The sequence below is a fragment of the Comamonas sp. 17RB genome (genome assembly GCF_030056555.1).
In the GTDB taxonomy this organism is placed as follows: domain Bacteria; phylum Pseudomonadota; class Gammaproteobacteria; order Burkholderiales; family Burkholderiaceae_C; genus Comamonas; species Comamonas terrigena.
In genome coordinates, this window is record NZ_JASHHY010000001.1 from 381,106 (window position 1) to 407,631 (window position 26,526).

Consider the following 26,526-nt stretch of genomic DNA (forward strand, 5'->3'; position numbering starts at 1 on the left):
GACAACACCGGCAAGCACCTACCGCGCATGCCACGCATGCAGTGCGCCGCCCCGCCGACAGACCCCTGCCCTCACGCCGGCAGGCGGCGTGCCGCTGCGGGCGGCAAAAAGGCATCGGTCCAGATCTGCGCCGTGGTCAGCGAAGACTGCAGATTGAAGGCCTCCAGGGTTTCGCTCAGCGTGGCCTGCAGGCGCTCGGGCGTGGCCGCCCCCCAGCCGTGGGCCGCCGTGCCCGCCGACTTCATGCTGCCGTCGATGATCAGGCGCAGCCGCTCCAGCTCGATGGCCTCGTTCACCAGGGGCTCGCGCGCCTTCACCGCGGCCGCGCCGGCGCGGGGATCGGCAATGGCATCCAGCCAGCCCCGGGTGGACGCCGCCACAAAGGCCTTCATGGCCCCGGCATTGGCCATGGAACGCATGCTGGCCACCAGGCCGTTGCCGTACGACTGGATGCCGAAGTCCGCATAGCGGTAGACATCCAGCGTGGCCAGATCCACACCGCGCGCCTTCAGGTTCAGCAGCCCGGTGAAATAGAAATAGGCGGCGGCATCGAAGTCCCCCTTGGCAAAGCGCGTGTCGCCCACGCCCGGCTCCAGGTTCTCCCAGCGCACGCCGCTGGCGTCAAAGCCCTGGGCCTTGGCAAAGGCGGGAAACAGCTTGCGCGAGGCATTGAAGGGCTGGCCCAGAATGGTCTTGCCGGCCAGATCGGACGCCTTGCGCACCGGGCCGCCCTTGCGGGTGATCACGGCATTCGGGTTCTGGTCGTACTGGATGGCCACCGCCTGCAGGCCCGCGCCGGGGTTGCGCACCATGAACTCGATCATCGATGCCAGATCGGCCGAGGCCGCATCGTAGGCACCGCTGGCCACCAGGCTGATGGCGCCGGTGGAACCGTTGCCGGTGTCGATCACCACATCCAGACCGGCATCGCGGTAGTAGCCGCGTTGCTGGGCCAGCAGAAAACCGGCACCGGAGGCTTCCACCTTCCAGCCCAGGTTGAACTTGAAGCGGGTGGGGCTGGCCGCGCGGGCCAGGCCCAGGGCACCCAGTGCGGAACAGCCCAAGCTGGCTTGCAACAGTGAACGGCGTTTCATGGCAATACTCTCCGAGGTGTGGGGGAACAACAATCGCAACATCCGGTCCTGAGCGAGATCAAAACACCGGCATGGGATTCACTGTAGAGCGCCCACCCCGGTTCAGAAAGCACAGAATTTGCAGCAAGCCGCTCTCAAAAAGCGCACAGCACAAGCCTGATGCACGCCCCACGCCACCCTGGTGCAGCGGCGCACCAGCACAGGGCAGCATGGCCCGTGGCCTGCCGCTTTTTTCACCGTCTTTTTGCCGTTTTTTTCCCTTGGCACGGCCCCTGCGCCCACCCTGCGCAACCTCTGCCCGCTGCTGCCACAGCTCCGGTCGCCGCCGCTAGCGCAGGTGCGCGCCCTGGGCAGTCTCCACTGCCTGGGCCCGCGCCACGGCTTCGGTCAGCAGCCGCACAAAGGCATCCAGCGCCGGCGCCAGGGCACGCCCGGCCCGCACATACACCCCCAGCTCGCTGACCAGCGCCCCCGGGGTGCGCAGCGGCACAAACACCAGCTGCCCAGCGGCCAGCTCCCGCTCCAGCCCCAGCCGGGTCTGGAAGGCCACACCCACCCCGTCGCGCGCCAGGGTGCGCATCAGGTCGATGGAGGCCGACTCCAGCGGCACATGCAGCTGCCCGGCCAGCCGGTCCAGCCAGGGCTGCAGCAGCCAGCGCACCGACAGCTCGGCCCCCGGCAGCAGCAAGGGATAGGCCGCGCAGTCGGACAGGCTCACCGCGGCCCGCCCGGCCAGCGGGTGCGTCGGCGTCACCACCGCCCCCAGGTCGAACCGGCCCATGGCCAGCTGGGTCAGCTCCGCATGGCGCGGCAGGGCAAAGCCCACGGCCACATCGGCCTCGCCCATGGCCACCGCCGCGGCCATGCTGGCCGAACCGCTGGAGCGCGTGGTCACCCGCACGCCCGGGTAGTGCTGCGCCATCTGGGCCAGCACCTGGGGAAGAAAGTCCGCATTCAGCCCCTCCACCGCCTGCAGGCTGACCTCGCCCCGGCGGATGCCGCGCAGCGCATCCAGTTCGCTGTCCACCCTGTGGGCGTCCTGCAGCACCACGATCACATGGCGCGCCACCACCTCGCCGGCCGCCGTCAGCTGCAGGCCCGCAGGCAGGCGCTCGAACAGCGGCGCGCCGATCTGGTCTTCCAGCTCCAGCAGCTGGCGGTTCACCGCCGACGAGGCCACATGCAGGCGCCGCGCCGCCTCGCGGATGGAGCCGGCCTTGCGGATGGCATCGAAGTACAGCAGTGCGCGGGCGTGCAGTCGCAGGGTCATGGGGGCAATGAGCGCACCGCCCGAGAAGGGTTCCGGGGATGGGCGCCAGGGTGACAAGGGCCAGGTTGCCGATGCAAGATCGGCGCCAGCCCGGACCATGGCCCACCGGCAATCTACCGTCCTGGCCGGACCTCCCTGCCCCGCCCTCCCGCGTGCGAGACGCACCAGGGTCAGGACGCAGCGCTCAGCACTCGGACCACCGGGCGGCGCGGTTCAGGCCTGCGCCTTGGCCTGCAGCACCTGCACGGCCGCATCGCGCTGCAGGCCGCCCTGCACCGTGACCGCCGGCGCCGCCAGGCCCAGCACCTGCTCCGCCGTGGCGGGCAGTACCGGACCGCCCAGGGCCTGGGCAATGTCCTGGGTGGTGGCCGCATAGACCACGCGGCGCACGCCGGCCCAGAACAGCGCACCGCTGCACATGGCGCAGGGCTCGCCGCTGGCGTAGACCGTGCCGCCCCGCAGCACCTGCGGGCCCAGGGCTTTCTGCACTTCCTGCACCAGCACGGTCTCGGCATGGCCCATGCAGTCCTGGGCACTGACCTGGTTATTGCGCGCCACCCACAGCACCCGGCCTTGCGCATCGGTCAGGGTGGCGCCAAACGGCATGTCGCCGGCCTCCAGCGCCTGGCGCGAGGCATCGATGGCCAGCGCCATGGCGTGGTGGTCGGCGGCGGAAAAATCGGTGGTCATAGAACAAACACTCCACATCACAAGCTATGGAAGCTACCACCTTTGCGAGCGTCCCGGCGCCGATACCGGACCTACAAAAGGCCAACAAAAAGCCAATCAACGGCCCACCAACAGCCCACCAAAGGGCAACAAGATGGCAACACAAGGGCGACAAACGAGCAATACCGGGCCGCTGTAGCGCCGGAGCCGCGCAGGGGCGTACGCCGCACGACGAGGCCCCCTTGGTCCGGCACGCGCAGTACTCAGCGCCCCAGACTGAAGAACTCGTCGTTGGGCCGCATGCTGGTGACATTCGCCATGCGGTTGGACAGGCCGAAGAAGCTGGCAATGGCGGCAATGTCCCAGATATCGTCCTGGGTGAAGCCATGCGTCTGCAGCAGGGCAAAGTCCTCATCGCCCACGCCATGGGCCGCCTGCGAGACCTTCATGCCAAAGTCCAGCATGGCTTTCTGGCGCGCGCTGAGGTCGGCCTTGCGGTAGTTGATGGCCACCTGGTCGGCAATCAGCGGGTTCTTGGCGCGGATGCGCAGAATGGCCCCGTGCGCCACCACGCAGTACTGGCACTGGTTGGCGTTGCTGGTCGCCACCACAATCATCTCGCGTTCGGCCTTGGTCAGGTTGCCGGGCTTGTCCATCAGCGCGTCGTGGTAGGCAAAGAAGGCGCGGAACTCGTCCGGGCGGTGTGCCAGCACCAGAAACACATTCGGGATGAAACCGGATTTTTCCTGCACCGCCAGAATGCGCTGGCGGATATCGTCGGGCAGGTCGTCGAGCTGGGGCACTGGAAAGCGGCTGATGGCAGGGGCGGAAGCGGTCGGGGTGGTCACTGGGCAGGTCTCCTGGTTCTTTGCCCCAAGGGTAGCCGGCCCCGCCGGCGCAGACCAGCCCAGAACTACCCTGCCCTGCCGGCGCCCGCGCGGCGTCGGTTCAGGGCACCGGGCCGGAGACCGTCTCCACCACGCGCTGCATGCGGGCGATTTCGCGCGCCGGCACAGGCTGCTCGCCCGACGCCATGCGCATCAGCAGGCAGTGCAGCATCTCGGTGGACAGGCCGTGCAGCACCAGGCGGTGGCCGGCACGCAGCGTGGACAGCGGCACCAGCGGGTGCTTGTTGTTCAGCATCACCAGGTGCTCGGGCGTGGCCAGGATCTTGGCGCAGTAGATGGCCAGGGTCTCGTCCAGCTGCAGGGAATTGCTGGCGCGCCAGAAGTCGTGGTCGGTCAGCAGCAGCTGGTAGACCGGGGTGTAGACCTCGATGGCACTTTGCAGGTCCAGCTTGTTGAACGGCCCGCGCGGCATGTCTTCCAGGCGCAGCGTGGGCTCGGTCACCATGGTGAAATCCGGCTCGGCCACCGGCCCCAGTTCCTTGCCTTCGGCGCGCAGCGCCTGGTTCAGGCGGATCACGAAGTTGAACAGGTTCAGATCGTGCTTGAGGAACAGCTCGTCCTTGATGTCGTCGATGCAGGCCGGCTCGATGGGCGCAGTCTTCACCGGCGTGGGCGCATTGGCCGCCACAAAGGCCAGGATGTGGGAGCCCAGGTGGAAGTGCCGCATGATCAGCCAGTTCGCCTCGGGCGAGACAAAGGTGTTCATGCTGAAGGCCAGCACCTTGTGCAGCAGCCGGGAATGCGCCCAGCGCTTGGGCAGCACCACCTTCAGGATCTGGATGGCGATGATGCTCAGCCGCGCCAGCGGGCGCAGAAACGGCAGCAGGTACTGGCGCGAGCTGCTGCTGCAGTCCCGCAGCCACGCGGCCTTCACGGCGTCGGGCAGCGGCGTGCTCTGGTCCAGGTACAACGCCAGCCAGGGGTCGGGGTCGCGCTCGTCCCAGGGCTGGTCCAGAAAATCCTTGTGCTTGTCCATATCGGGCTCCTGCTCTTTCACCGTGCCTGCGGCAGCACATGCTGGAACTGCATCAGGTACAGCTGGGCCGTGTGCTGCGCCGTCTGCACAATGGCCTGGGCCGCCGTGCCGTCGGCATCCAGCGCCAGCGCCATCTGCACCGCCATCAGCCAGCGCTCCAGATGGTGCTCGTCATTGGCGCCGTGGTATTCCAGAAAGCGGAAGGCATCGGGCGGCAGCGGCAACGCCTGGCGCAGCAGCGGCAACAGGCTGGGCACAATGCGCTGACCTGTGCCTTCAATGATGTAGATCGCCCCCAGCAGGCCGATGGGGTTGGGCGTGGCCGCCAAACCGTGCAGGTAGGCATTCAGCGCCTCGCCGCCCGGGTTGCGGCGCAACTGGCCGATGTCGGTGGCCGTGCCGCCGGCCTTCAGGTAGTCGCTGTGCAGCACCTTGAAGTCGTGCTGCTCGTCGTCGGCATGCAGATCGATCAGCCCGGCCAGCGCCGCGTACTCGCCGGTCAGCGAGGCCGCCCCTTCGCGCATCCACAGGCTGCCTTCGCGCACCTGGGGAATCCAGTGCCCCATCCAGCGCACATAGTCGGCCGTGTCCAGCTGGCGCGTGCGCATGCGCTGCAGCAGCGGCGTGCGCCAGACGCGCGAGCGGTAATCCTGCCAGATGCTGGCCAGCTCGGTCAGCAGCGGCGCCAGCGCCTGGGGCGCCGTGGCCGGATCGTGCGGCGCGGCAATGGTGGCCACATCGGGCAGCGCGCCCTGGTCGGCCGGCTCTGCCGTGGCGGTCTTGCGTGGCAGGGCGGTCTCGGGTGCGGCCTGCACCGGCGTATCCGCCTCCACCTCCCACAGCATGAAACCGGCCGTGAAGCGCCCGGATTCGGGAATGAAGCACAGCACCGTGTCCCCGGCCTTCAGGCGCGCGCCCTGCTGCTGCAGAAACTCCGACAGCATGATGAAGATGGACGCCGCACCGGTGTTGCCGCGCCAGGCCAGATTGCTCCACCAGCGCTCGCGCGGAATGCCCAGCTGCGCCTTCTCCAGCAGTTCGTCCACCACGGGGATGAAACGCTCGGACGAGTAATGGCACAGAAAATGGTCGATCCCGCGCTCGGGCACCCAGCCCTGGTGGGCCAGATCGGCGTATTCGTGGATGCAGACATCGAACAGGTGCGGCAGCAGGCGGATGTCCTGGCGCAGCGCCAGCGCACCCGCGGCCTCGGCATCGCCCCAGGCGGGAAAGTCCAGGTGGCTGGTGCTGCGGTCCGGCGTCAGCCCCAGCTGCATACAGACCGGGTAGTCGCCGGCAAAGCTGCGCTGGTGGGTCCAGCGCAGCTTCAAGCGCAGGCCCGGGGTCTGGGGCAGCGCCTGCGGCCCGCCCAGCAGCACGGCCCCCGCGCCGTCGGACAGCATCCAGCGCAGAAAGTGGGCGTCGAAATCGGTGTCATAGCCCTGGGCCGCAAAGCGCGAACGCTTGAACAGGCGCGACGGCATCTCGCTGGCCACGGCCAGCGCCAGCGGGTGGGCACCGCCTTCCACCGCCTGGGCCGCAGCCTGCAGCGCGCCCACGCTGGCGGCGCACACGCCGTGCACGGACAGGGTCTCCATCGGCGGCGCAGCCATCTCGCCTTGGATCATGTTGGCAAAGCCCGGCATCAGCGCATCGCCCCCGGACGAGCCGCTGGACAGAAAGCCCACCTCGCCCAGCTTGCGGCCCGCCTGCGCCAGCGTGGCCTCGATGGCGGCCTGCGCCATCTGCGCGTTGCTGAACACGGTCTGCCCGGCCCCGTCGATGGCGTAGTGCCGGGTCTGGATGCCGTTCTCCCCCAGGATGCGGCGCTTGAGGCGGTCGGAAATGCGGTTCAGCGGCGCCACATAGGCGTCCATCCCGGCGTTGTCCACCGGGGCGCCGGGCAGGAACATGCCGGCAGATTGCAGGTAGACGTTGGAATAGGCAACAGGCATGGAAAGTTCAGTTCGGGTTCATCGAATGGATTCGGGCGGCATCAGCGGCTGCGTGCGCGCACGGCGTGCAAACAGCCCCAGCACGAACACCCGCCCCATATAGGGCAGCAGCCCGCCCTCGTTCAGCGCCGGGTGCACGCGGTGGCGGTACAGCCGCCGGTGCAGCCCCGTCAGCGCCGACCAATGGGCCTGCGGGTGTTCGTGGTGGGCCGTATGCAGGCCGATATTGAACAGCAAGGGGTTCACCAGCCCCTCGAAATTGCGCGCGTAGTTCAGGGCGATACCGTCGGTCTTGCGCTGCGCCCTGGACAGCGGGCGGCCGTCGGCATGGGCATGCTGCAGGTAGTTGGTGGCCAGCAGCCAGTGCAGGCCATGCAGCTGCGGCACGATGACGAACAGCAAGGCCTTGCGCCAGTCCAGCAGCAGCAGGAAGGTCCAGCTGCCCAGCCACAGCAGGTACTGGCCCATGCAGTAGCGAAACGCCCCGGGCCAGTGCCGGCGCAGATTCGCCAGCCAGCGAATGAACAGCGGGTACAGCACGCACGCCGCCTGCAGCGGGTGGACCAGATAGCCCCAGAGGTGGTTGGTGTCGCCGCCGAACTCCGGCCGGTAGGTGCGCGCCACATCGCGCGGGCCGTGGCGGAAGCGGTGGTGGTTGCCCACATGGGCGGGCCAGAACACAAAGGTGGGATGGCCTTGCAGCAGGGTCAGCACATAGTCCGTCAGCCGGTTGGCCCAGCGCCCGCGCCACATGCGCAGGTGCGTGTGGTTGTGGTGGATGACGCCCACACCCAGCGTCAGAAACAGCGTGATGGCATACAGCCACCAGACAAAGCCATGCGTCCACTGCCAGGCCACCAGGGCCGGCAGCGCCAGCAGATAGGCCACGGACTGCCAGTCGCGCCAGTGGCGCAGGCGCGGCAGAAGGTGGACCGGGGCTGCCGCTGGCGGCATTCAGTGCCGGCCCTCGGGGGATGTCGGGGAGCCGGGGGATTTGGGTGACTTGGGGGCGGGCGCCTGCAGCTGGGTGCGCATCAGCTGGTCCATGAAGGCCAGCGCAAAACCATAGTTGCCGCGCGAACGCGCATGGTGCAGGTGGTGGCGCCGGCTGGCCGCCAGCGGGTGGGTGTCGGACACGCGCGGGAAGAAGTCGTAATTGGAATGCCCGATCACGTTCAGCACCAGGCTGAGCACCGGCACCGCCGCCAGCGACCAGAAATAGAAGTCGTGCACCAGCATGGGCAGCAGGATGATGTTGCCCAGCATCAGCGCCTCCAGCGGGTGGAAGCTGTAGGTGGACCAGGGCGTGGTCACATAGGAACGGTGGTGGTCACCGTGGAAGCGGACCAGGGCCTTGGCATGCAGCAGCCGGTGGTTCAGCCAGAAGTGCACATCGTTCCAGACCATCAGCACCACGATCTCGGCCGCCACGCGGGCGGCGCTGGCCGTGGGGGCCAGCTGGGCCCAGCCCAGCTGCAACAGGCCCCAGGGCACGACCGTGCCGGTCCCGAAGAGCAGCACCGACATCGCCGACTGGCGCCATTCGCGCTGCAGCTGGTCGGGCTGCAGGGCCCGCGTGTCCAGCACCTTGCCCACCTGGCGGCGTGCCAGCATGCGGGTCAGGGCCGTCATGCCCCAGCCGCCCAGCAGGTACAGCGCGCCAAAGAAGGCCAGGCCCACGGCCATGACCTGCCAGGCCGTGAGCTGGGTGAACCACAGACCGGCGTTCATGCGCCCTCCCCGCTGCCGTGGCAGGTGGCGGTTTCAGGTGTATCCAGGCGTTCGTCCCTCGGCAGCATGCGGCGCATGATAACGGAGGGACTGCGCCGGCCCACCAGGCGAACAGAGTGTTACGACCTGCATCGTGCGCGGCGCCCCCGGTTCTCCCGGCGGGGCGGCCCTCAGAACGCGTCTTCGGGCAGCTCGGCGCAGGTCATGTCGCGCTGGCGCACCACCTGCAGCCAGGCACCGATCCGGGGCAGCTCGTAATGGAAGAAATAGCGGGCCGCGCCCATCTGCCCTGCATGGGCCGGAGCGGACAGCGCCGCATCCCGCGCCAGCACGGCCAGGGCCACGTCCAGCCACATCCAGGCCAGCACGGTGTGGCCAAAGGCCTGCATATAGGGCACGGCATTGGCCAGCGCCTCCTGCGGGTTGGCCGTGGCCCAGGCGGCCTTGGTGGCCGCACCCACATCCTGCAGGGCCTGGGCCAGCTGGTTGGCGTAGCCCGCCAGCTGCGGCACCTGCAGCGCACGCTCGATGGTGGCGTTGATGGTGGCCGCCAGCAGCTGCAGGCCGGCGCCGTCCTGCATGCGCACCTTGCGGCCCAGCAGGTCCGCCGCCTGGATGCCGTGCGTGCCCTCGTGGATCATGTTCAGGCGGTTGTCGCGCCAGTACTGCTCCACCGGGAAGTCGCGCGTATAGCCGTAGCCGCCGTGGATCTGGATGGCCAGGCTGTTGGCCTCCAGGCAGAACTCGCTGGGCCAGCTCTTGCAGATCGGCGTCAGCACTTCCAGCAGCAGCTTGGCGCGGGCCGCCACCTCGGGCGTGCCGGTGCGGCCGTCGTCCACCAGGCGGGCGCAGTACAGGTTCAGCGCCAGCGCGCCTTCGCCATAGGCCTTCTGGGCCAGCAGCATGCGCTTGACGTCGGTGTGCTCGATGATGCGCACCTGCGGCCGGGTCGCGTCCTTGCCGGCTTCGCCAACCGGGCGGCCCTGCGGGCGGTTGCGGGCATAGTCCAGGCTGGCGTAGTAGCCCGCCAGGCCCAGCATGGTGGCCGCCATGCCGATGCCGATGCGTGCCTCGTTCATCATGTGGAACATGCACTTCAGGCCTTCGTGCGGCTGGCCCACCAGGTAGCCGATGGCGCCCGCACCCTGCCCGTCCAGCCCGCCGCCGCCGTCCCCGCGCACCGGGTACTTGCCTTCGCCAAAATTCAGCAGCGTGTTGGTGGTGCCGCGCCAGCCCAGCTTGTGGTTCAGGCCGGCCAGGGCCACATCGTTGCGCTCGCCGGTCAGCTGCCCCTGGGCATCCACCAGCTTCTTGGGCACGATGAACAGCGAGATGCCCTTCACCCCGGGAATCAGCTTGCCGTCCGGCCCCGGAATCTTGGCCAGCACCAGGTGGACGATGTTCTCGGTCAGCTCGTGGTCGCCGGCGCTGATCCACATCTTGTTGCCCTTGAGGCGGTAGCGCGCGCCCAGCGGATCGCTCTCGAAGCCATCCCCATCCGGCAGCGCGCGGGTGCTGATGTCGCTCAGGCTGGAGCCGGCCTGCGGCTCCGACAGGGCCATGGTGCCGGCCCAGTTGCCCTCCAGCTCGTTGACGGCGAACACCTGCTTTTGCAGCGGCGTACCGTGCACCAGCAGCAGGTTGGCATTGGCGCTGGTCAGCAGGTTGGAGCCCATGCTGACGGACGCGCAGGCAAAGAAACTGTTGGCCGCCGCCTCCACCAGATAGGGCAGTTGCATGCCGCCCCACTCGGCGTCCTTGCCTGCGGCCAGCATGCCGGCCTCGGCATAGGCGCGGCGTGCGTCGTAGGTGCACTGGGGCAGGATCACCTTCTCGCCGTCGAAGCGCGGCTCTTCGGTATCGACCGTGCGGTTGAAAGGCGCGTACTTCTCGCGCGCAATACGCTCGCAGGTGTCCAGCACGGCGTCAAAGGTTTCGCGGCTGTGGTCGGCGTAGCGGGTGCGGGCCGTCAGGCCCTCGCCCTGCAGCCAGTCGTAGACAAGGAACTCAAGCGTGGATCGCAGCTGGGACATGTTGTGGAGACCAAAGAGGCCGCTTGCGCCTGCGCGTGCGCGCCCGCCATGCCATGGCAACAGCCATGGCCCTGGCCATCGGCGCAATGGACGCACCGAATGCACTGAACGCACTGAACGCAAGCAGCGGTGATGGAAGTTAAGGGGGATACAGCGCCCGCACCACAGGGGTCGGCACAGGGTTCACAGTAGCGGCAGCGGCGCGGTCTGCATGTCACCTGCGCGGCGCCAAACCGCCTGCCAGTCACCCAGGGGTCAGCGGGATTTCCCGCAGAGGGCGCACCGGCCCCGGGCCGCCTTGCACGCCCCGGGGGGCCGCAGCCCGTGGCGGGCTGCCACAGGCTGCGGGGAAAGCCACGGAAGCCGCATGGGCCGCGAGGGCCGCAGCGGCCCGTGCTTACAGCACTTCGAAGATACCGGCCGCGCCCATGCCGCCGCCGATGCACATGGTCACGCACACCCGCTTGGCGCCACGGCGCTTGCCTTCGATCAGCGCGTGGCCGGTCAGGCGCTGGCCCGACAGACCGTAGGGGTGGCCCACGGCGATGGCGCCGCCGTTCACATTCAGGCGGTCGGCCGGAATGCCCAGCTTGTCGCGGCAGTAGATCACCTGCACGGCAAACGCCTCGTTCAGCTCCCACAGGTCGATGTCGTCCATCTTCAGGCCCAGCTTCTTGAGCACCTTGGGAATGGCAAACACCGGGCCGATGCCCATTTCATCGGGCTCGCAGCCGGCCACGGCAAAACCGAGGAAGCGGCCCAGTGGCTGCAGGCCCTTGCGGGACGCATAGTCTTCGCTGGTCAGCACGCAGGCGCCGGCACCGTCGGAGAACTGGCTGGCATTGCCGGCCGTGATCAGGCCGCCGGGCAGCGCGCTGCGCAGGCCGCTGATGCCTTCCTTGGTCGTGCCTTCGCGAATGCCTTCGTCCTTGCTCACCGTCACCTGCTTGGTGATCAGGCCCAGGGTCTTGTCGGCCACGCCCATCACCGTGGTGATGGGGGCGATTTCGGCGTCGAACAGGCCGGCAGCCTGTGCGGCCACAGCCTTTTGCTGGCTGGCGGCGCCGTACTCGTCCATGGCGTCGCGGCTGATCTGGTAGCGCTGGGCCACCTGCTCGGCCGTCTGCAGCATGTTCCAGTAGATCTCGGGCTTGAGCTTGAGCAGCGCCGGATCCTGGCTCATGTGGCGGTTGGCTTCCAGCTGCACGCAGGAGATGGACTCCAGGCCGCCGGCCACCAGCACGTCGTTTTCGCCGGCGATGATGCGCTGGGCCGCCAGGGCAATGGACTGCAGGCCCGAGGAGCAGAAGCGGTTGATGGTCAGACCGGAGGTGGTGACCGGCAGGCCGGCACGCATGGCGATCAGGCGCGCGACGTTGCCGCCGGTCGTGCCTTCGGGCAGGGAGCTGCCCATGATCACATCTTCCACCTCGGCACCGTCGATGCCGGCGCGCTGCACGGCGTGCTGCACGGCATGGCCGCCCATCGTGGGGCCGTAGGTCATGTTCAAAGCGCCCTTCCAGCTTTTGCACAGCGGGGTACGGGCGGTGGAGACGATCACTGCAGAAGTCATGGATTCATCCTTTTCAGCGGGGGCTGCCGCCAAGCGTGCCGCAGCGCAGGTGCGGCGGCAGGTGGCAAGGCAGCCCGGTCATTCGGTGGGTAGTGGCAGTCTTCAGGAGAAGGACTTGCCTTCGGCGGCCAGGCGGGCCAGCAGCGGCGCAGGCTGCCAGAACTTGCCGTCGTCCAGCGGGTTCTGGGCAAAGCGCTCCATGGCGCGGGCCACATTGCCCAGGCCGATCTCGTTGGCGTAGTGCATGGGGCCACCGCGGTAGATGGGGAAGCCATAGCCGGTCAGGTAGACCATGTCGATGTCACCCGACTTGCCGGCAATGCCGTCTTCCAGGATGTGGGCGCCTTCGTTGACCAGGGCGTAGACCAGGCGCTGCACGATTTCCTCGTCGGAAATCTTGCGCGGCGTGATGCCCAGTTCCTTGCGGTGGTCCTCGATCAGCTTTTCCACCAGGGCCGAGGGAATCGCATCGCGCTTGCCGGCCTGGTAGTCGTACCAGCCCGCGCCGGTCTTCTGGCCGAAGCGGCCCAGCTCGCACAGCTTGTCGGCGGTGCGGCTGTACTTCATGTCGGCACGCTCGGTGGCGCGGCGCTTGCGGATAGCCCAGCCGATGTCGTTGCCGGCCAGATCGCCCATGCGGAACGGGCCCATGGCAAAACCGAACTTCTCGACGGCCTTGTCCACCTGCTGGGGCGTGGCGCCTTCGTCCAGCAGGAAACCGGCCTGGCGGCTGTACTGCTCAATCATGCGGTTGCCGATGAAGCCATCGCACACCCCGGAGACCACCGCCGTCTTCTTGATCTTCTTGGCCAGCTTCATCACCGTGGCCAGCACGTCCTTGGCCGTGGCCTTGCCGCGCACCACTTCCAGCAGCTTCATCACATTGGCGGGGCTGAAGAAGTGCATGCCCACCACGTCCTGCGGACGCTTGGTGAAGCTGGCGATCTTGTCCACGTCCAGCGTGGAGGTGTTGGACGCCAGGATGGCGCCGGGCTTGGCAACCGCGTCCAGCTGGGTGAACACCGCTTCCTTGACGCCCAGTTCCTCGAACACCGCCTCGATGATCAGGTCGCAGTCCTTCAGGTCGTCATAGGCCAGCGTGGTGGTCAGCAGCGCCATGCGCTGCGCGTACTTGTCTTCCTTGAGCTTGCCCTTTTTGACCTGGGCCTCGTAGTTCTTCTTGATCGTGGCCACGCCACGGTCCAGCGCTTCCTGCTTGGTTTCCAGAATGGTCACCGGAATGCCGGCATTCAGGAAGTTCATGCTGATGCCGCCGCCCATGGTGCCGGCGCCGATCACGCCCACCTTCTGCACGTTGCGCACCGGCGTGTCGGAAGGCACATCGGCGATCTTGGAGGCCGCGCGCTCGGCCATGAACAGGTGGCGCAGCGCACGGGACTCGGGCGTCCACATCAGGTTCACGAACAGCTCGCGCTCGAACAGCAGGCCGTCGGCAATCTTGCGTTTGGTGGCCGCTTCCACCGCGTCCACGCACTTGAGCGGCGCCGGATAGTTCTTGGACATGCCGCCCACCATGTTGCGGGCAAAGCCGAAATAGGCATCGCCCAGCGGGTGCTTGCAGGGCAGATTGCGCACCAGGGGCAGCGGCTCGCTGCTGGCAGCATGGCGCTCGCCCACTTCCTGGGCCAGGGCCAGGGCCTCGGCCGCCAGGCTTTCGGCCGACGCGGACAGCTTGTCGAACAGCTTCTGGCCGGGGGCCATGGCCAGCATTTCGCTCTTGACGGTCTCCCCGCTGACGATCATGTTCAGCGCCGCCTCCACGCCCAGGGCGCGGGGCAGGCGCTGCGTGCCGCCGGCACCGGGCAGCAGGCCCAGCTTGACTTCGGGCAGCGCAATGCTGGTGCCGGGGGCCACGATGCGGTAGTGGCAGCCCAGGGCCAGCTCCAGACCACCGCCCATACAGACGGTGTGGATGGCGGCCACCACGGGCTTGGTGGACTGCTCCACCGCGGCGATCACGCTGTGCAGATTGGGCTCCTGCATTGCGCTTTCCTTGCCGAACTCCTTGATGTCCGCACCGCCGGAGAAGGCCGCGCCCGCACCGGTGATGATGATGGCCTGCACCGCGGCGTCGCCCTGGGCCTGCTTGACGCCCTCCACCACCGCACGGCGGGTGGCCAGACCCAAGCCGTTGACGGGCGGGTTGTTGAGCGTGATCACGGCCACTGCACCGTGGACCTTGTATTCAGCCGTCATGCCTGTGTCTCCTGTTTTGGAATGAAATAAAACGGTCGTTCGTTTTCCATTCTAGGAAGATGCAGGCGACAAAACCATGGCGGTCTGCCCCAGGTTTGACGCACATGGGACAGCATGCCGGCCCCGGCTTGACGCGCGTCATGCTGCCATGCAGCACGCACGCGCTGTCACGGGCTCCACCCCCGTGTAAACCCTGATCCTGGCGGGGCGGATCAGCGGCGGCGTTCCTGCGCCACCAGCCGCGCCATCAGCTCCCAGGCGGGCGCATGCTGGGCCAGCGGCACCGACAGGCGCAGCATGCTGCCGGGCACCTGGCGCGGTGAAAACAGCACGCCCGGCGCCATCAGCAGCCCCTGCTCGGCCGCGCGGCGGGCCAGCAGCTCGGAATCCATGCCGCAGTCGGCCCAGACGAACATGCCCGCCTGCGGCTCCTGCGGCACCTGCCAGCCCAGCGCCTCCACCCGGCGCAGGCACTGGGCGCGCGCCTTGTCCACCCGGGCGCGCAGGCGCTCCACATGGCGGCGGTACTGGCCTTCGCTGAGGATGCGGTGCACCACCATCTCGCCCAGCTGCGGGGTGGTCAGTCCCGCCAGCAGCTTCAGGTCTACCAGCTGCTGCAACCGGTCCGCATGGGCGGCGATATAGCCCACGCGCAGGCTGCCCGCCAGCGTCTTGGCATAGCCGCCCACCAGCAGCACGCGCTGCAGCCGGTCCAGCGCGGCCAGGCGCACCGGCTGGCCGGGGTGGAAGTCGGCATAGGTGTCGTCCTCCACCAGCTGAAAGTCGTGCTCCTCCGCCACCTTCAGCAGCGCATGGGCCACGCCGGCGGACAGCGTCTGCCCCGTGGGGTTGTGCACCGCCGTATTCAGAATGAACAGGCGCGGCTTGTGCTGGGCGGCCAGCGCCTGCAGCGCCGCAATGTCCGGCCCGCCCGGGCCGCGCGGCACGCCCACCACCTGGGCGCCCACGGCCTGCAGGCGGCCGAAGATGTGGAACCAGGCCGGGTCCTCCACCAGCACCACATCGCCGGGCCGCACCATCAGGCGCACGATCAGGTCCAGCCCCTGGGTCACGCCGGCCACCATCACCAGGTTGTGCTCCGGGTGCACCGGCACATCCTGGGCCTGCAGATAGGCCGCAATCTGCTGGCGCAGCGGCCCGTAGCCCTGCGGCAGGCCGTAGCCCGACAGGCTGATGCCGGCCGAGCGCCCCACGCTGCGGATGGCGGCGGTCAGCATCTCCGGCTCCAGCCACTGCGGCGGCAGCAGGCCCACGCTGCCCGTGGCCTCGGGCACGGCACCCTGCTGGAACATATTGCGCAGCAGGTAGGGCGTGTCGATGGGCTGGTCCGCCGCCACGCGCATGGCCGCCTCCAGCGGCTGCTGCGGCGCACCCAGATTGCGCAGCGCACTCACAAAGAAGCCGGCACCGCGCCGGGAATGCACCAGGCCCAGCGCCGTCAGCCGGTCATAGGCCTGGACCACGGTGTCCCGGCTCACGCCGCTGTCCTGCGCCAGCTGGCGCACCGACGGCAGGCGCATGCCGGCGCGCAGGCCGTGGCTGCGCACCATCCCCTCCACATGGTTCACCAGTTGCTCCACCAGCGGCACACCGCTGCCGCGCAAGGGCTGCCAGTGCCAGGCGCTGCCGGCCAGGCGGCGCGGCGGCAGCTCCGCGTCGGCGGGGAGGCTGGAATCGGGTGCGGGCAGAAGTGTCATGGCAAAAGCAGCAGGCCAGTGTGTGAAGTGAACCGGCAAAGTGTACTGCTACTGTACCGCCAGCAGGCCGGACAATGTCCCCAGGCCACTGCCTTACTGCGGACACACCATGGACACCCTGACCCCGACGCTGACCCTGACCACCCTGCTGCCGCTGGCGATGTTCGCCATCGTCAACTCCATCACCCCCGGCCCCAACAATGTGATGCTGACCGCATCGGGCGCCACCTTCGGCTACCGCCGCACCCTGCCCCACATGCTGGGCATCAGCACCGGCGGCGCCCTGATGCTGCTGCTGGTGGGGGCCGGCCTGGGCACGGCCTTCAGCACCTGGCCGCAGCTCTATGTGCTGCTGCAGATCGTTGGCGGCATCTACCTGCTGTGGCTGGCCTGGAAGATCAGCCGTGCGGGCAGCGTGCAGGAAGGCCAGACCCACGGCAAGCCCTTCTCGTTCTGGCAGGCTGCCGCCTTCCAGTGGGTCAATCCCAAGGCCTGGATCATGACCGTGGGCATCGTCGCGGCCTACACCCCGCGCGAGAGCTTTGTCGCCAACCTGCTGCTGGCCACCCTGGTGCTGGCGATGGTGAACTTCCCCTGCATCAGCGTCTGGACCCTGTTCGGCAGCGCCGTGGGCCGGGCACTGCGCACGCCGCAGGCGCTGCGCTGGTTCAACCGCAGCATGGCCTTTTTGCTGCTGCTGTCGCTCTACCCCATTGCCCGGGAACTGTTGGCCCACGGCGCCTGAGCGGGACCGGAATCGGGAGGGGGGGGGCGCCGCGCGCCCCTCGCTCAGTTCCTGCACCTCAGTCCCAGCGCGTGCGCCACACGGCCCAGGCCGTGCCCAGGCCATAGACCACCATGCCGGCGGTGACCACCAGGAACAGCGACTGGGCCGTCACGCCGGCCTGCTGGCTCAGCCACAGGCCCAGCCCCGCCACCACCACCAGCCGTGCCGTGCCCGCCAGCACCGGCCCCCAGATGCGGCCCGAACCCAGTGCCGCGAAATACAGCGCCAGCCCCATGCCAAAGAAGGCAAAGCCCGGCCCGGCCATGCGCAGGTACAGGTCGGCGTGGTGCAGCACCTGGGCGTCGGTGGTGAAGATGCGCGACCACAGCTGCGGCCACAGCACCACCAGGGCGCCAATGCCGGTCAGCGCCACCGCCGCCACCCAGCCTGCGGCCCAGGCCACACGCCGTGCGCGCTGCACCTGGCCCGCCCCCATGGCCATGCCCACCATGGGCACCGACGCCACACCCACGCCAAAGGCAATCGGGATCAGCAAAAACTCCAGCCGCTGGCCGATGCCGTAGCCCGCCAGCGCCTGCGGCCCCAGCCGCGCCACCAGGCCGGTCATGATCAGCGCGGTCAGCACCGACTGCACCGGTGACAGGCAGGCCAGTGCCCCCACCCGCAGAATGTCCCTGAACATCGGCCAGGACAGCTGCACCCCGCGCCAGGGGATGCGCACCCGGCTCTGCCCCCATTGCAGATAGGCCAGCAGCACCAGCACCCCGCAGGCCATGGCCACGATATTGCCCACGGCCACGCCGGTCATGCCCCAGCGCGGAAACGGCCCCAGGCCCAGGCCCAGCGCACCGCCCACGGCAATCTGCAGCACCGCCACGGCAAACACCACCGAGGACGGCACGCGCATATTGCCGGTGCCGCGCACCACCGAAGCCAGCGTGTTGCACAGCCACACCAGCATGGCGCCGCTGAACAGCACCTGGCCGTAGCCGCTGGCGGTGTGCAGCACCTCGCCCTGCCCGCCCAGCCAGCCAAAGAACACCGGGCCGCACAGCACGAACAGCAGCGCATAGGCCAGGCCCACCCCGGCGCCGATGGCAATCGCATGCAGGGCCAGGGTGCCCGCCTTGTTGCGGTCGCCCGCCCCCAGCGCCCGGCTGATGGCCGAGGACACGCCTCCGCCCATGGCGCCGTTGCTCATCATCTGCGTGAGCATGGCGAAGGGGAACACCAGGGCCATGGCCGCCAGCGGCACCGTGCCCAGCTGGCCCACGTAATAGGTTTCGGCCACCCCCACCAGCACCGACATCACCAGCGCCAGCACATTCGGCACCGACAGCCGCAGCAAGGTGGGCAGGATGGGGCCGGTGAGCAGCGGCGAGCCGCCCGCCATTGCGGCAGGAGCCGGCTGTGCGGCAGGAGCCGGCTGTGCGGCGGCCCCGGTCGCAGCCTCTTTCGTTGTCGCTGTCGCGGTCGTTGCCGCCACCGGCATCGCGGCACGGGCCACCGGCGGGTTCATGGAGCCTCCTGCGCGGCGTCAGCGGCGGCCGGCGCACCGGCTGCTGGCGTACCGGCTGCGGACGTGGCCGCCTGCAGCTGGCCCAGCATGTGGTCCACCACCTGCTCCAGCTGGGCAATGGTGTCTTCGCCGCACAGCGCCCGCACCTGCTGCTGGGCCTGGCGCCAGTACTGTGCGCCAAGGCGGTGGGCCTGTTCGCCGGCCTCCGTCACCCGCACGCAGCGGCTGCGGGCATCGGCGCCGGCCACCACCTCAATCAGCCCCTGCGCCTGCAGCGTCTGCAGATTGCGGGTCAGCGTGGTGCGGTCGGTGTTCAGCAGCTCTGCCAGGCGGGAGACGGTCAGCGGGCCGTCCTTGGCACGGCGCGCCTGCCCCAGCAGATTGAACTGGGTGCCGCGCAGGCCGCTGGGGGCCAGCATGTCGTCATAGAACTGCGAGATCTTGCGCGACAGGCTGCGCGCCATGAAGCTGGTGCAGCGGGCGCGGGGCGCCGGGGCGGCCGTGGGGGCTGGCGTGGCAGCCGGTGTGGAAGCGGGGGTGGAAGCGGACGACGGGGGCGGCATGGGGTTCTCCGGCTGCAGCGCCACCGGCCCGGGCCGGTCTATGCGTGCAGCTACACGTATTCAATCAGTGTAGATGCACGTATTGCAGCGCGCTGTCCGGTGCGGGACGCCCCGGACAGCGGCACAGCAACCGCGGCCACGCAGAGCGTGCGCGCCGGCCGTGCCCGCAGACCCCGGCCTCAGACCTCCAGCCACTCCTTGCGCACGCGTTCGTTGCGCAGCAGATCGGCCGGCGTGCCGTCGTAGACGATGGCGCCATGGCCCATCACCAGCGCCCGGTCGGAAATCTTCATGGCGATGGTCAGCTTCTGCTCGATCAGCAGCACCGACACGCCGCGCTCGCGCAGCCGGCCCAGGTATTCGCCCACCAGCTCCACGATCTTGGGGGCCAGGCCCTCGGTGGGCTCGTCGATGATGATCAGGTCCGGGTCGCCCATCAGCGTGCGGCACAGGGTCAGCATCTGCTGCTCACCGCCGGACATCACGCCGGCCTCGGTGTGCTGGCGCTCCTTCAGGCGCGGGAACATGGCGTACATGTCGTCAAAGCTCCAGCGGCTGCCTTTGCCCTTGCCTTTCTGGCCCAGCAGCAGGTTCTGGTGCACCGTCAGATTGGGAAACACATCGCGGCTTTCCGGCACATAGCCCAGGCCCAGGTGGGCAATCTCGTAGGTCTTGCGCCCGGTCAGCGCCTGGTCCTTCCAGCGGATGTCGCCCTCCCAGTCCACCAGGCCCATGATGGCCTTGGCCGTGGTGCTGCGGCCCGATCCGTTGCGCCCCAGCAGGGCCACGATCTCGCCCGGAGCCACCTGCAGGCTCACGCCGTGCAGCACATGGCTTTTGCCGTAATAGGCGTGCAGTTGGTCAATCTTCAGCATCCCGCCCCCTCTCAATGCACGCCGGCCTGGGCATCGGCCACGCTGGAGCCCAGATAGGCTTCCTGCACCCGTGGATCGGCCCGCACCCGCTCGGGCGTGTCAAAGGCAATCACTTCGCCATAGACCACCACGGCAATCTTGTCCGCCAGACCGAACACCACGCCCATGTCGTGCTCCACCGTCAGCAGGGTGCGGCCCTCGGTCACCTCGCGGATCAGCTGGATGAAGCGGCCGGTCTCGCTGTTGCTCATGCCGGCCGTGGGCTCGTCCAGCAAGATCACGCTGGCCCCGCCGGCAATGGTGATGCCGATCTCCAGCGCCCGCTGCTCGGCATAGGTCAGGTTCACGGCCAGCGTGTCGCGCCGGCGCTCCAGCCGGATCTGGGCCAGCAGCTGCTCGGCGCGCGCGTTCACATCGTCCATGCGCGACAGAAAGCGCAGAAAGCTGTAGCGGTAGCCCATGCTCCACAGCACGCTGCAGCGCAGGTTCTCGAACACGCTGAGCTTGGGGAAGATGTTGGTGATCTGGAAGCTGCGCGACAGCCCGGCGCGGTTGATCTCGAACGGCTGCTTGCCGTCGATGCGCTGGCCGTGCAGATAGATCTCGCCGCTGCTGGGCGCAAAGCGCCCGCTGATCAGGTTGAACAAGGTGCTCTTGCCGGCACCGTTGGGGCCGATCACGGCCACGCGCTCGCCCGGGCGCACCGCCAGGTCGGCGCCGCAGATGATCTCGGCCTTGCCGAAGCTCTTGCGCACCGCGCGCAGCTCCAGGGCGTATTGGGATGCCTGCTCGCTCATGCGCCCTCTCCCCGCTGGATGCGGTGTTCAATCTCTTCCTGGATCTGCCCCCAGTCCTGCACAAACTGGCGGCGCACCAGCTCGAACAGCGCCAGCCCGGTCAGCAGCACCGCCCCCGCGCCCAGCCAGCTCGAGGCGCTGCGCACATCCAGCGTCATGCCCAGAAAACGCAGCGTGTCGCCCAGCGCGGCGTTGAGCTGCAGGTGGTAGATCATCTCGATCATCGCCGCCGCACCCAGCAGCGCCGCCAGCGCCGTGCCGCCCAGCGCCAGGTAGGCGGCAGCAATGCGCCCCAGCTTGCCGTACTTGGCCAGCCGCAGATTCATCATAATCAGGCTGGCAATGCCGCCCGGGGCATACATCACCATGAACAGGAAGATCAGGCCCAGGTACAGCATCCAGGCCTTGGTCAGCTCGGACAGCAGCACCATGGCCAGCACCATCAGCACCGCGCCGATGATGGGGCCGAAGAAGAAGGTCGCGCCGCCCAGGAAGGTGAACAGCAGGTAGGAGCCCGAGCGCAGCACGCTGACGCTGTCGGCCGCGGTCACGATCTCGAAATTGATTGCCGCCAGCCCGCCGCCCACACCGGCAAAGAATCCGGCAATCACAAAGCCCATGTAGCGCACGCGCTGGGTGTTGAAGCCCACAAAAGCCACGCGCTCCGGGTTATCGCGCACGGCGTTGAGCATGCGGCCCAGCGGCGTGCCGGTGAAGGCGAACATCGCGGCCGTGCAGACAAAGCAATAGACCGCAATCAGGTAGTACACCTCGATGGCCGGGCCGAAGGTGATGCCCAGCAGCGGCTGGCCGTAGACCCGGTCGGTGGTGATGCCGCCCTCCCCACCAAAGAAGCCGGGGAACATCAGCGCCATGGCCGCCACCAGCTCGCCCACCCCCAGGGTGATCATGGCAAAGGTGGTGCCGGACTTCTTGGTCGTCACCCAGCCCAGCAGCGCGGCAAAGAACATGCCGGCCAGACCACCCACCACCGGAATCAGCACCAGCGGCACCGGCAGACTGCCGCCGCTGGCCAGGTTCATGGCGTGGATGGCAATGAACGAACCCAGCCCGGTATAGACCGCATGGCCGAAGCTCAGCATGCCGCCCTGCCCCAGCAGGATGTTGTAGGACAGGCAGATGATGATGGCATACCCCATCTGGCTGAGCATGGTCAGCGCCAGGCTGCTGGTGAACACATGCGGCGCCACAATCAGCAGCAGCGCAAACACCGACCACACCACCACGCGGCCGATGTTCAGCGGGCGAAAGCGGTACACCGCGCCACGCCCCGTTGCGGCCGCCGCCGCAGGGACCGGCGCCTGTGCCGGCGCAGATTTCGGGGCCGGCGTCCGGTCGGCCACAGGCACGACTTCGTTCGCGGCAGGGGAAGAGAGTTGGGACATGGCTTCAATCCTCCCGCGTACCCAGCAGGCCCTTGGGGCGGAAGATCAGCATCAGCACCAGGAACAGATAAGGCAGTATCGGCGCCACCTGCGCCACCGTCAGGCTGAGCACCGGCCAGCCAAAGGTCTCGGGCGTCGCCTTCAGGCCCACCTGGGCCAGCACATCGGCCCAGGAAAAATCGATGGCCACGGCAAAGGTCTGCACGATGCCGATCAGCAGCGAGGCCAGAAACGCCCCGGCCAGCGACCCCAGGCCGCCGACCACCACCACCACAAAGATGATGGAGCCCACCGACATGGCCATGGCCGGCTCGGTGATGTAGGTGTTGCCGCCAATCACGCCCGCCAGCCCGGCCAGCGCACAGCCGCCGCCAAACACCAGCATGAACACGCGCGGCACGTTGTGGCCCAGGGCCTCCACCATATGCGGCTGCTTCAGCGCCGCCTGGATCACCAGCCCGATGCGGGTGCGCGTCAGCAGCAGCCACACCGCCACCAGCATGCACACCGCCACCAGCATCACGAACGAGCGCGACTTGGGGAACTGCGTGCCGTACAGCGTGAACAGCGGCCCCTGCAGTTGCGGCGGCAGGCCGTAAGGCACGGTGCCGCGCCCCCAGACCAGTTGCACCACTTCCAGAATCAGATACGACAGGCCGAAGGTGATCAGCAGCTCGGGCACATGGCCGAACTGGTGCACCCGGCGCAGACACAGCCGCTCGAACAGCGCCCCCAGGGCGCCCACCAGCAGCGGTGCAATGAACAGCGCCGGCCAGAAGCCGATCGCGCCCGAGAGGGTGTACGCAAAGTACGCGCCCAGCATGTAGAAGCTGGTGTGCGCGAAGTTGAGCACCCCCATCATGCTGAAGATCAGCGTCAGGCCCGAACTGAGCATGAACAGCAGCAGGCCGTAGCTCACGCCGTTCAGCAGGGAGATTGTGAAGAATTCCAGACTCATGGACGATCGGCCCGCGCACGCTTGACACTGACCGGCCCCGCAGGCCGGCCCCCTGTGCAGCACTGCAGCGCCTGGCGGCGCGCAGCCCTGCCCCTCTCATACCGCCCGTACGGCCCGCCCAGCCCGCCCCTTGCCAGGGGCGGCCGGGCTGCGGCGCACCGCGCGCCGCAGGGGCCGTGTGGACCGTGCAGCCCCACTCAGCTGGGCCGCTTCATCTGGCAGGACGTGGGCGTGCTGGCCACATAGGGTTCGAAATATTTCACCGGCACAAAGGTGTAACCGGTGTTTTCCGAGTCTATCGGGTATTTGCCCCCGGCTTTTTCCCAGCGGCTGATGTACAGGCCCTGCTGCAGCTGGTGGTCGGTCTTGCGCATCTCCACCTCCCCGTTGAAGCTCTTGAACTTCATGCCCTCCATCACGGCGGCCACCTTCACCGGGTCGGTGCTCTTGGCCCGGGCCATGGCTTCGCTGAGCATGGCAAAGCCGTGGTAGACCGAGGCGGTGTACATATCGTCATTGAACTTGGCCTTGAAGTCCTTGACGATCTTGTTGATCGGGCCTTCGGCGTTCAGGTGGCTGTAGCCCACCATGTAGACCTTGCCGGCAGCGGCGGCCCCCATGGCCGTGGGCGCACCGGTGGCAATGCCGTAGTAGGTGTAGAACTTGACGTTGTTCAGGCCGGCATCGTTGGCAGCCTTGACCAGCAGCGCCAGGTCCGAGCCCCAGTTGCCGGTGATCACGCTGTCGGCGCCCGACTGCTTGATCTTGGCGATGTAGGGGGAAAAATCGCGCACCTGGGCCAGCGGTGCCATGTCGTCGCCGACGATTTCCACGTCCGGGCGCTTGCGCTTGAGCATCTCCTTGGCGTACTTGCTGACCTGGTGGCCGTGGGCGTAGTTCTGGTTGATCAGGTAGACCTTCTTCACCTCGGGAAGGTCCTTCATGTAGGTGGTCAGCGCCTCCATCTTCATGGAGGTGTCGGCATCCAGGCGGAAGTGCCAGTAGCTGCACTTGCTGTTGGTCAGGTCCGGGTCCACGGCCGCGTAGTTCAGGTAGACCACTTCCTTGCCCTTGTTGCGGGCGTTGTGCTTGTCCAGCGCATCCATGATGGCCAGCGCCGGGCCGGAGCCGTTGCCCTGCACCACATAGCGCACGCCCTGGTCCATGGCCGAGCGCAGCGCGCTGGTGGTTTCCTGCGGGCTGAGCTTGTTGTCGATGGGGACGATCTCGAACTTCACCCCGGCCGGGTTGTTCTTGCTGAATTCCTCGGCCATGAACTGCCAGCTCTTCATCTGGTTGGTGCCCAGCGCCGCCATCAGACCGGACAGCGGGTCCAGCCAGGCGATCTTCACCGTCTCGCCCTTCTGGGCGTGGGCGGGCAGACTCAGACTGGCCGTGAGGGTGGCCAGGGTCAGGGTGGCAAACGTGGTCTTCAGCGCGAACTGCATGCAGGACTCCTGTGAGGGCTACGTGGATCGGCTGGTATGTCAGCCGATGGCTTGCGCAAGCGTAGCCGGGCCGCACGGTCGTTCGCCCTGGGACTTGTACGGCAGGGATTGCCCCGGGGGCCGCAGGCCCGGCCCGCCACGCAGCCAAACGCCCGGCGCGCATGCCCCCCGGGTCTGCGGGGATGCCCCCGAAACCCATGGTCCATGCGCACCAGGCGCTCTGTTTGGTGCCGCTGCAGCCGCGCCGCCGGTCTGCCCCGGACGGTGCGCAGCCAGTGCGCGGCCAGTGCGGAGGCTTACAGCCCCGGCAGCTTGTAGCCGGCCAGCTGTTCGCGCAGCTTGGTCTTGAGCATCTTGCCGGTCGCGCCCAGCGGAATGGCGTCCACAAACACCACATCGTCCGGAATCTGCCACTTGGCCGTCTTGCCGTCGAAGAAGGCCAGCAGCTCCTCGCGCGAGACCTCGGCACCGGCCTTCTTCGCCACCGCCACGATGGGGCGCTCATCCCACTTGGGGTGCGGCATGCCGATGCAGGCCGCCATGGCCACGGCCGGATGGCCCATGGCGATGTTCTCGATGTCGATGGAGCTGATCCATTCGCCGCCGGACTTGATCACATCCTTGGTGCGGTCGGTGATCTGCATATAGCCATCGAGGTCGATGGTGGCCACGTCGCCGGTGGGGAACCAGCCGCGCCCTTCCTCGTCCTTGACCAGGGGGCTGGCGCCCTTGTAGTAGGTGTCCAGAATCCACGGCCCGCGCACCAGCAGGTCGCCGCAGGCCTTGCCGTCCCAGGGCTGGTCCCGGCCGTCGCTGTCCACGATGCGCATGTCCACACCGTAGATGGGACGGCCCTGCTTCTGCAGGATCTTGCGCTGCTGCTCCTTGGGCAGCGCCAGGTGCTTGTTCTTGAGCGTGCCCAGCGTGCCCAGCGGGCTCATCTCGGTCATGCCCCAGGCGTGCAGCACGCGCACGCCATAGGTGTCCTCGAAGGTGTCGATCATGGCCGGCGGGCAGGCCGAGCCGCCGATCACCGTGCGGTTGAGGTGGCTGAACTTCAGGCCGCCCTGCTGCATATGGGTCAGCAGCATCTGCCAGACGGTGGGCACGCCGGCGGCAAAGGTCACGCCTTCGGCCTCGATCAGCTCGTACAGCGACTTGCCGTCCAGCGCCGGGCCGGGGAAGACCACCTTGGCGCCGGTCAGCGCCGCCGAATACGGCAGGCCCCAGGCGTTGACGTGGAACATGGGCACCACGGGCAGCACGGCATCGCGCGCCGACAGGCTCATCACATCGGGCAGTGCCGCGCCGTAGGCGTGCAGCACGCTGGAGCGGTGGCTGTACAGCACCGCCTTGGGGTTGCCGGTGGTGCCGCTGGTGTAGCACATGCTGGAGGCGGTGTTCTCGTCCAGCTGTGGCCAGCGGTAGTTCTTGGACTGACCGGCAATCCAGGCCTCGTAGCTGACCAGGCCGGGAATGCCGCTGTCGACCGGCAGCTTGTCGGCATCGCACAGCGCCACCCACTGGCGCACCGTGGGGCACTTGGCGTGCACCGCCTGGATCAGCGGCAGAAAGCTGGTGTCAAAGCACAGCACCTGGTCTTCGGCGTGGTTGACGATCCAGGCAATCTGCTCGGGGTGCAGGCGCGGGTTGATGGTGTGCAGCACCCGGCCCGAGCCGCTGACGCCGTAGTACATCTCCATGTGGCGGTAGCCGTTCCAGGCCAGCGATGCCACGCGGTCGCCGTGGGCCAGCTTCAGGCCGTCCAGCGTATTGGCCAGCTGCTTGGCGCGGGCCGTCAGGTCGCGGTAGGTGTAGCGGTGGATGTCGCCCTCCACGCGGCGCGAGACGATTTCGGCGTCGCCGTGGAAGCGGTTGGCAAATTCAATCAGCGACGAAATCAGCAGCTGCTGATCCTGCATCAAACCTTGCATACGGGGTCTACTCCTTGGATCCGGTCGGTGCCGGTGGTTTTGTTCTGGACTCGCTGCACATCGTAGCCCAGGGCCGTTTGGGCGACTTTCCGTGCTTTCCAGCATGCCAGCCTGACACCTGGGTGACGCACGGC

At 68.0% G+C, this 26,526-nt stretch carries 21 protein-coding genes; 1 reads left to right on the forward strand and 20 read right to left on the reverse strand.

Annotated features, from left to right (window positions below):
* Positions 1 to 71: 71 nt before the first annotated feature.
* The 12 genes from QM470_RS01560 to QM470_RS01615 form a co-directional block, all read right to left on the reverse strand.
* Positions 72 to 1,094: an ABC transporter substrate-binding protein gene (locus QM470_RS01560; RefSeq protein ID WP_283337896.1), complete on the reverse strand. Its 1,023-nt coding sequence runs from the start codon at positions 1,092 to 1,094 to the stop codon at positions 72 to 74.
* A 328-nt stretch (positions 1,095 to 1,422) separates the two neighbouring features.
* Positions 1,423 to 2,364 (reverse strand): LysR family transcriptional regulator, encoded by a 942-nt coding sequence (locus tag QM470_RS01565; protein WP_283337897.1) that lies wholly within the window; start codon positions 2,362 to 2,364, stop codon positions 1,423 to 1,425.
* A 213-nt stretch (positions 2,365 to 2,577) separates the two neighbouring features.
* Positions 2,578 to 3,054 (reverse strand): nucleoside deaminase, encoded by a 477-nt coding sequence (locus tag QM470_RS01570; protein ID WP_283337898.1) that lies wholly within the window; start codon positions 3,052 to 3,054, stop codon positions 2,578 to 2,580.
* A 242-nt stretch (positions 3,055 to 3,296) separates the two neighbouring features.
* A complete protein-coding gene (locus QM470_RS01575) occupies positions 3,297 to 3,881 on the reverse strand; it encodes a peroxidase-related enzyme (RefSeq protein WP_218332049.1) in 585 nt (194 codons plus the stop codon).
* A gap of 100 nt (positions 3,882 to 3,981) precedes the next feature.
* Positions 3,982 to 4,917 (reverse strand): DUF6999 family protein, encoded by a 936-nt coding sequence (locus QM470_RS01580; protein WP_192333952.1) that lies wholly within the window; start codon positions 4,915 to 4,917, stop codon positions 3,982 to 3,984.
* Positions 4,918 to 4,934: 17 nt separating this feature from the next.
* The gene (locus QM470_RS01585; RefSeq protein WP_283337899.1) at positions 4,935 to 6,872 is read right to left on the reverse strand and encodes an iron-containing redox enzyme family protein; all 1,938 of its coding nucleotides are present in this window, start codon (positions 6,870 to 6,872) and stop codon (positions 4,935 to 4,937) included.
* Positions 6,873 to 6,890: 18 nt separating this feature from the next.
* The gene (locus QM470_RS01590) at positions 6,891 to 7,826 is read right to left on the reverse strand and encodes a fatty acid desaturase family protein (protein WP_283337900.1); all 936 of its coding nucleotides are present in this window, start codon (positions 7,824 to 7,826) and stop codon (positions 6,891 to 6,893) included.
* Positions 7,827 to 8,603 carry a sterol desaturase family protein gene (locus QM470_RS01595; protein WP_283337901.1) on the reverse strand — a complete coding sequence of 259 codons (777 nt, stop codon included), beginning with the start codon at positions 8,601 to 8,603 and terminating at the stop codon, positions 7,827 to 7,829.
* A 170-nt stretch (positions 8,604 to 8,773) separates the two neighbouring features.
* Positions 8,774 to 10,636 carry an acyl-CoA dehydrogenase family protein gene (locus QM470_RS01600; RefSeq protein ID WP_192333944.1) on the reverse strand — a complete coding sequence of 621 codons (1,863 nt, stop codon included), beginning with the start codon at positions 10,634 to 10,636 and terminating at the stop codon, positions 8,774 to 8,776.
* A gap of 397 nt (positions 10,637 to 11,033) precedes the next feature.
* Entirely contained in the window at positions 11,034 to 12,209 is a 1,176-nt protein-coding gene (locus tag QM470_RS01605; protein WP_192333942.1) for an acetyl-CoA C-acyltransferase, read from the reverse strand.
* A 102-nt stretch (positions 12,210 to 12,311) separates the two neighbouring features.
* The gene (locus tag QM470_RS01610) at positions 12,312 to 14,426 is read right to left on the reverse strand and encodes a 3-hydroxyacyl-CoA dehydrogenase NAD-binding domain-containing protein (protein WP_283337902.1); all 2,115 of its coding nucleotides are present in this window, start codon (positions 14,424 to 14,426) and stop codon (positions 12,312 to 12,314) included.
* Positions 14,427 to 14,638: 212 nt separating this feature from the next.
* Complete coding sequence (locus QM470_RS01615; protein WP_283337903.1) at positions 14,639 to 16,144, reverse strand: aminotransferase-like domain-containing protein; 1,506 nt, start codon at positions 16,142 to 16,144, stop codon at positions 14,639 to 14,641.
* Between the two features lie 109 nt (positions 16,145 to 16,253).
* On the opposite strand from QM470_RS01615, the gene QM470_RS01620 reads away from it, so the two are divergent.
* Entirely contained in the window at positions 16,254 to 16,889 is a 636-nt protein-coding gene (locus QM470_RS01620; protein ID WP_280013994.1) for a LysE family translocator, read from the forward strand.
* 58 nt (positions 16,890 to 16,947) lie between these two features.
* Here the strand turns inward: QM470_RS01620 and QM470_RS01625 are convergent, their stop codons facing one another.
* From QM470_RS01625 to QM470_RS01660, 8 genes are all read right to left on the reverse strand, one after another.
* Positions 16,948 to 18,411 (reverse strand): MATE family efflux transporter, encoded by a 1,464-nt coding sequence (locus tag QM470_RS01625; protein ID WP_283337904.1) that lies wholly within the window; start codon positions 18,409 to 18,411, stop codon positions 16,948 to 16,950.
* Positions 18,408 to 18,974, reverse strand: a complete 567-nt coding sequence (locus QM470_RS01630) for a MarR family winged helix-turn-helix transcriptional regulator (RefSeq protein WP_283337905.1) — start codon at positions 18,972 to 18,974, stop codon at positions 18,408 to 18,410. Before QM470_RS01630 ends, QM470_RS01625 begins: the two co-directional genes overlap by 4 nt.
* A 179-nt stretch (positions 18,975 to 19,153) precedes the next feature.
* Entirely contained in the window at positions 19,154 to 19,849 is a 696-nt protein-coding gene (locus tag QM470_RS01635; protein WP_280013154.1) for an ABC transporter ATP-binding protein, read from the reverse strand.
* Positions 19,850 to 19,860: 11 nt separating this feature from the next.
* A complete protein-coding gene (locus QM470_RS01640; protein WP_280013156.1) occupies positions 19,861 to 20,646 on the reverse strand; it encodes an ABC transporter ATP-binding protein in 786 nt (261 codons plus the stop codon).
* The gene (locus QM470_RS01645) at positions 20,643 to 22,052 is read right to left on the reverse strand and encodes a branched-chain amino acid ABC transporter permease (protein ID WP_283337906.1); all 1,410 of its coding nucleotides are present in this window, start codon (positions 22,050 to 22,052) and stop codon (positions 20,643 to 20,645) included. Before QM470_RS01645 ends, QM470_RS01640 begins: the two co-directional genes overlap by 4 nt.
* A gap of 4 nt (positions 22,053 to 22,056) precedes the next feature.
* Positions 22,057 to 23,010, reverse strand: coding sequence for a branched-chain amino acid ABC transporter permease (locus QM470_RS01650; protein WP_280013158.1), 954 nt, complete (start codon positions 23,008 to 23,010; stop codon positions 22,057 to 22,059).
* A 197-nt stretch (positions 23,011 to 23,207) separates the two neighbouring features.
* On the reverse strand, positions 23,208 to 24,458 hold the full coding sequence (locus tag QM470_RS01655) for a branched-chain amino acid ABC transporter substrate-binding protein (protein ID WP_283337907.1): 1,251 nt from the start codon (positions 24,456 to 24,458) through the stop codon (positions 23,208 to 23,210).
* Positions 24,459 to 24,754: 296 nt separating this feature from the next.
* A complete protein-coding gene (locus QM470_RS01660; protein ID WP_283337908.1) occupies positions 24,755 to 26,392 on the reverse strand; it encodes a 3-(methylthio)propionyl-CoA ligase in 1,638 nt (545 codons plus the stop codon).
* Between the last annotated feature and the right edge of the window lie 134 nt (positions 26,393 to 26,526).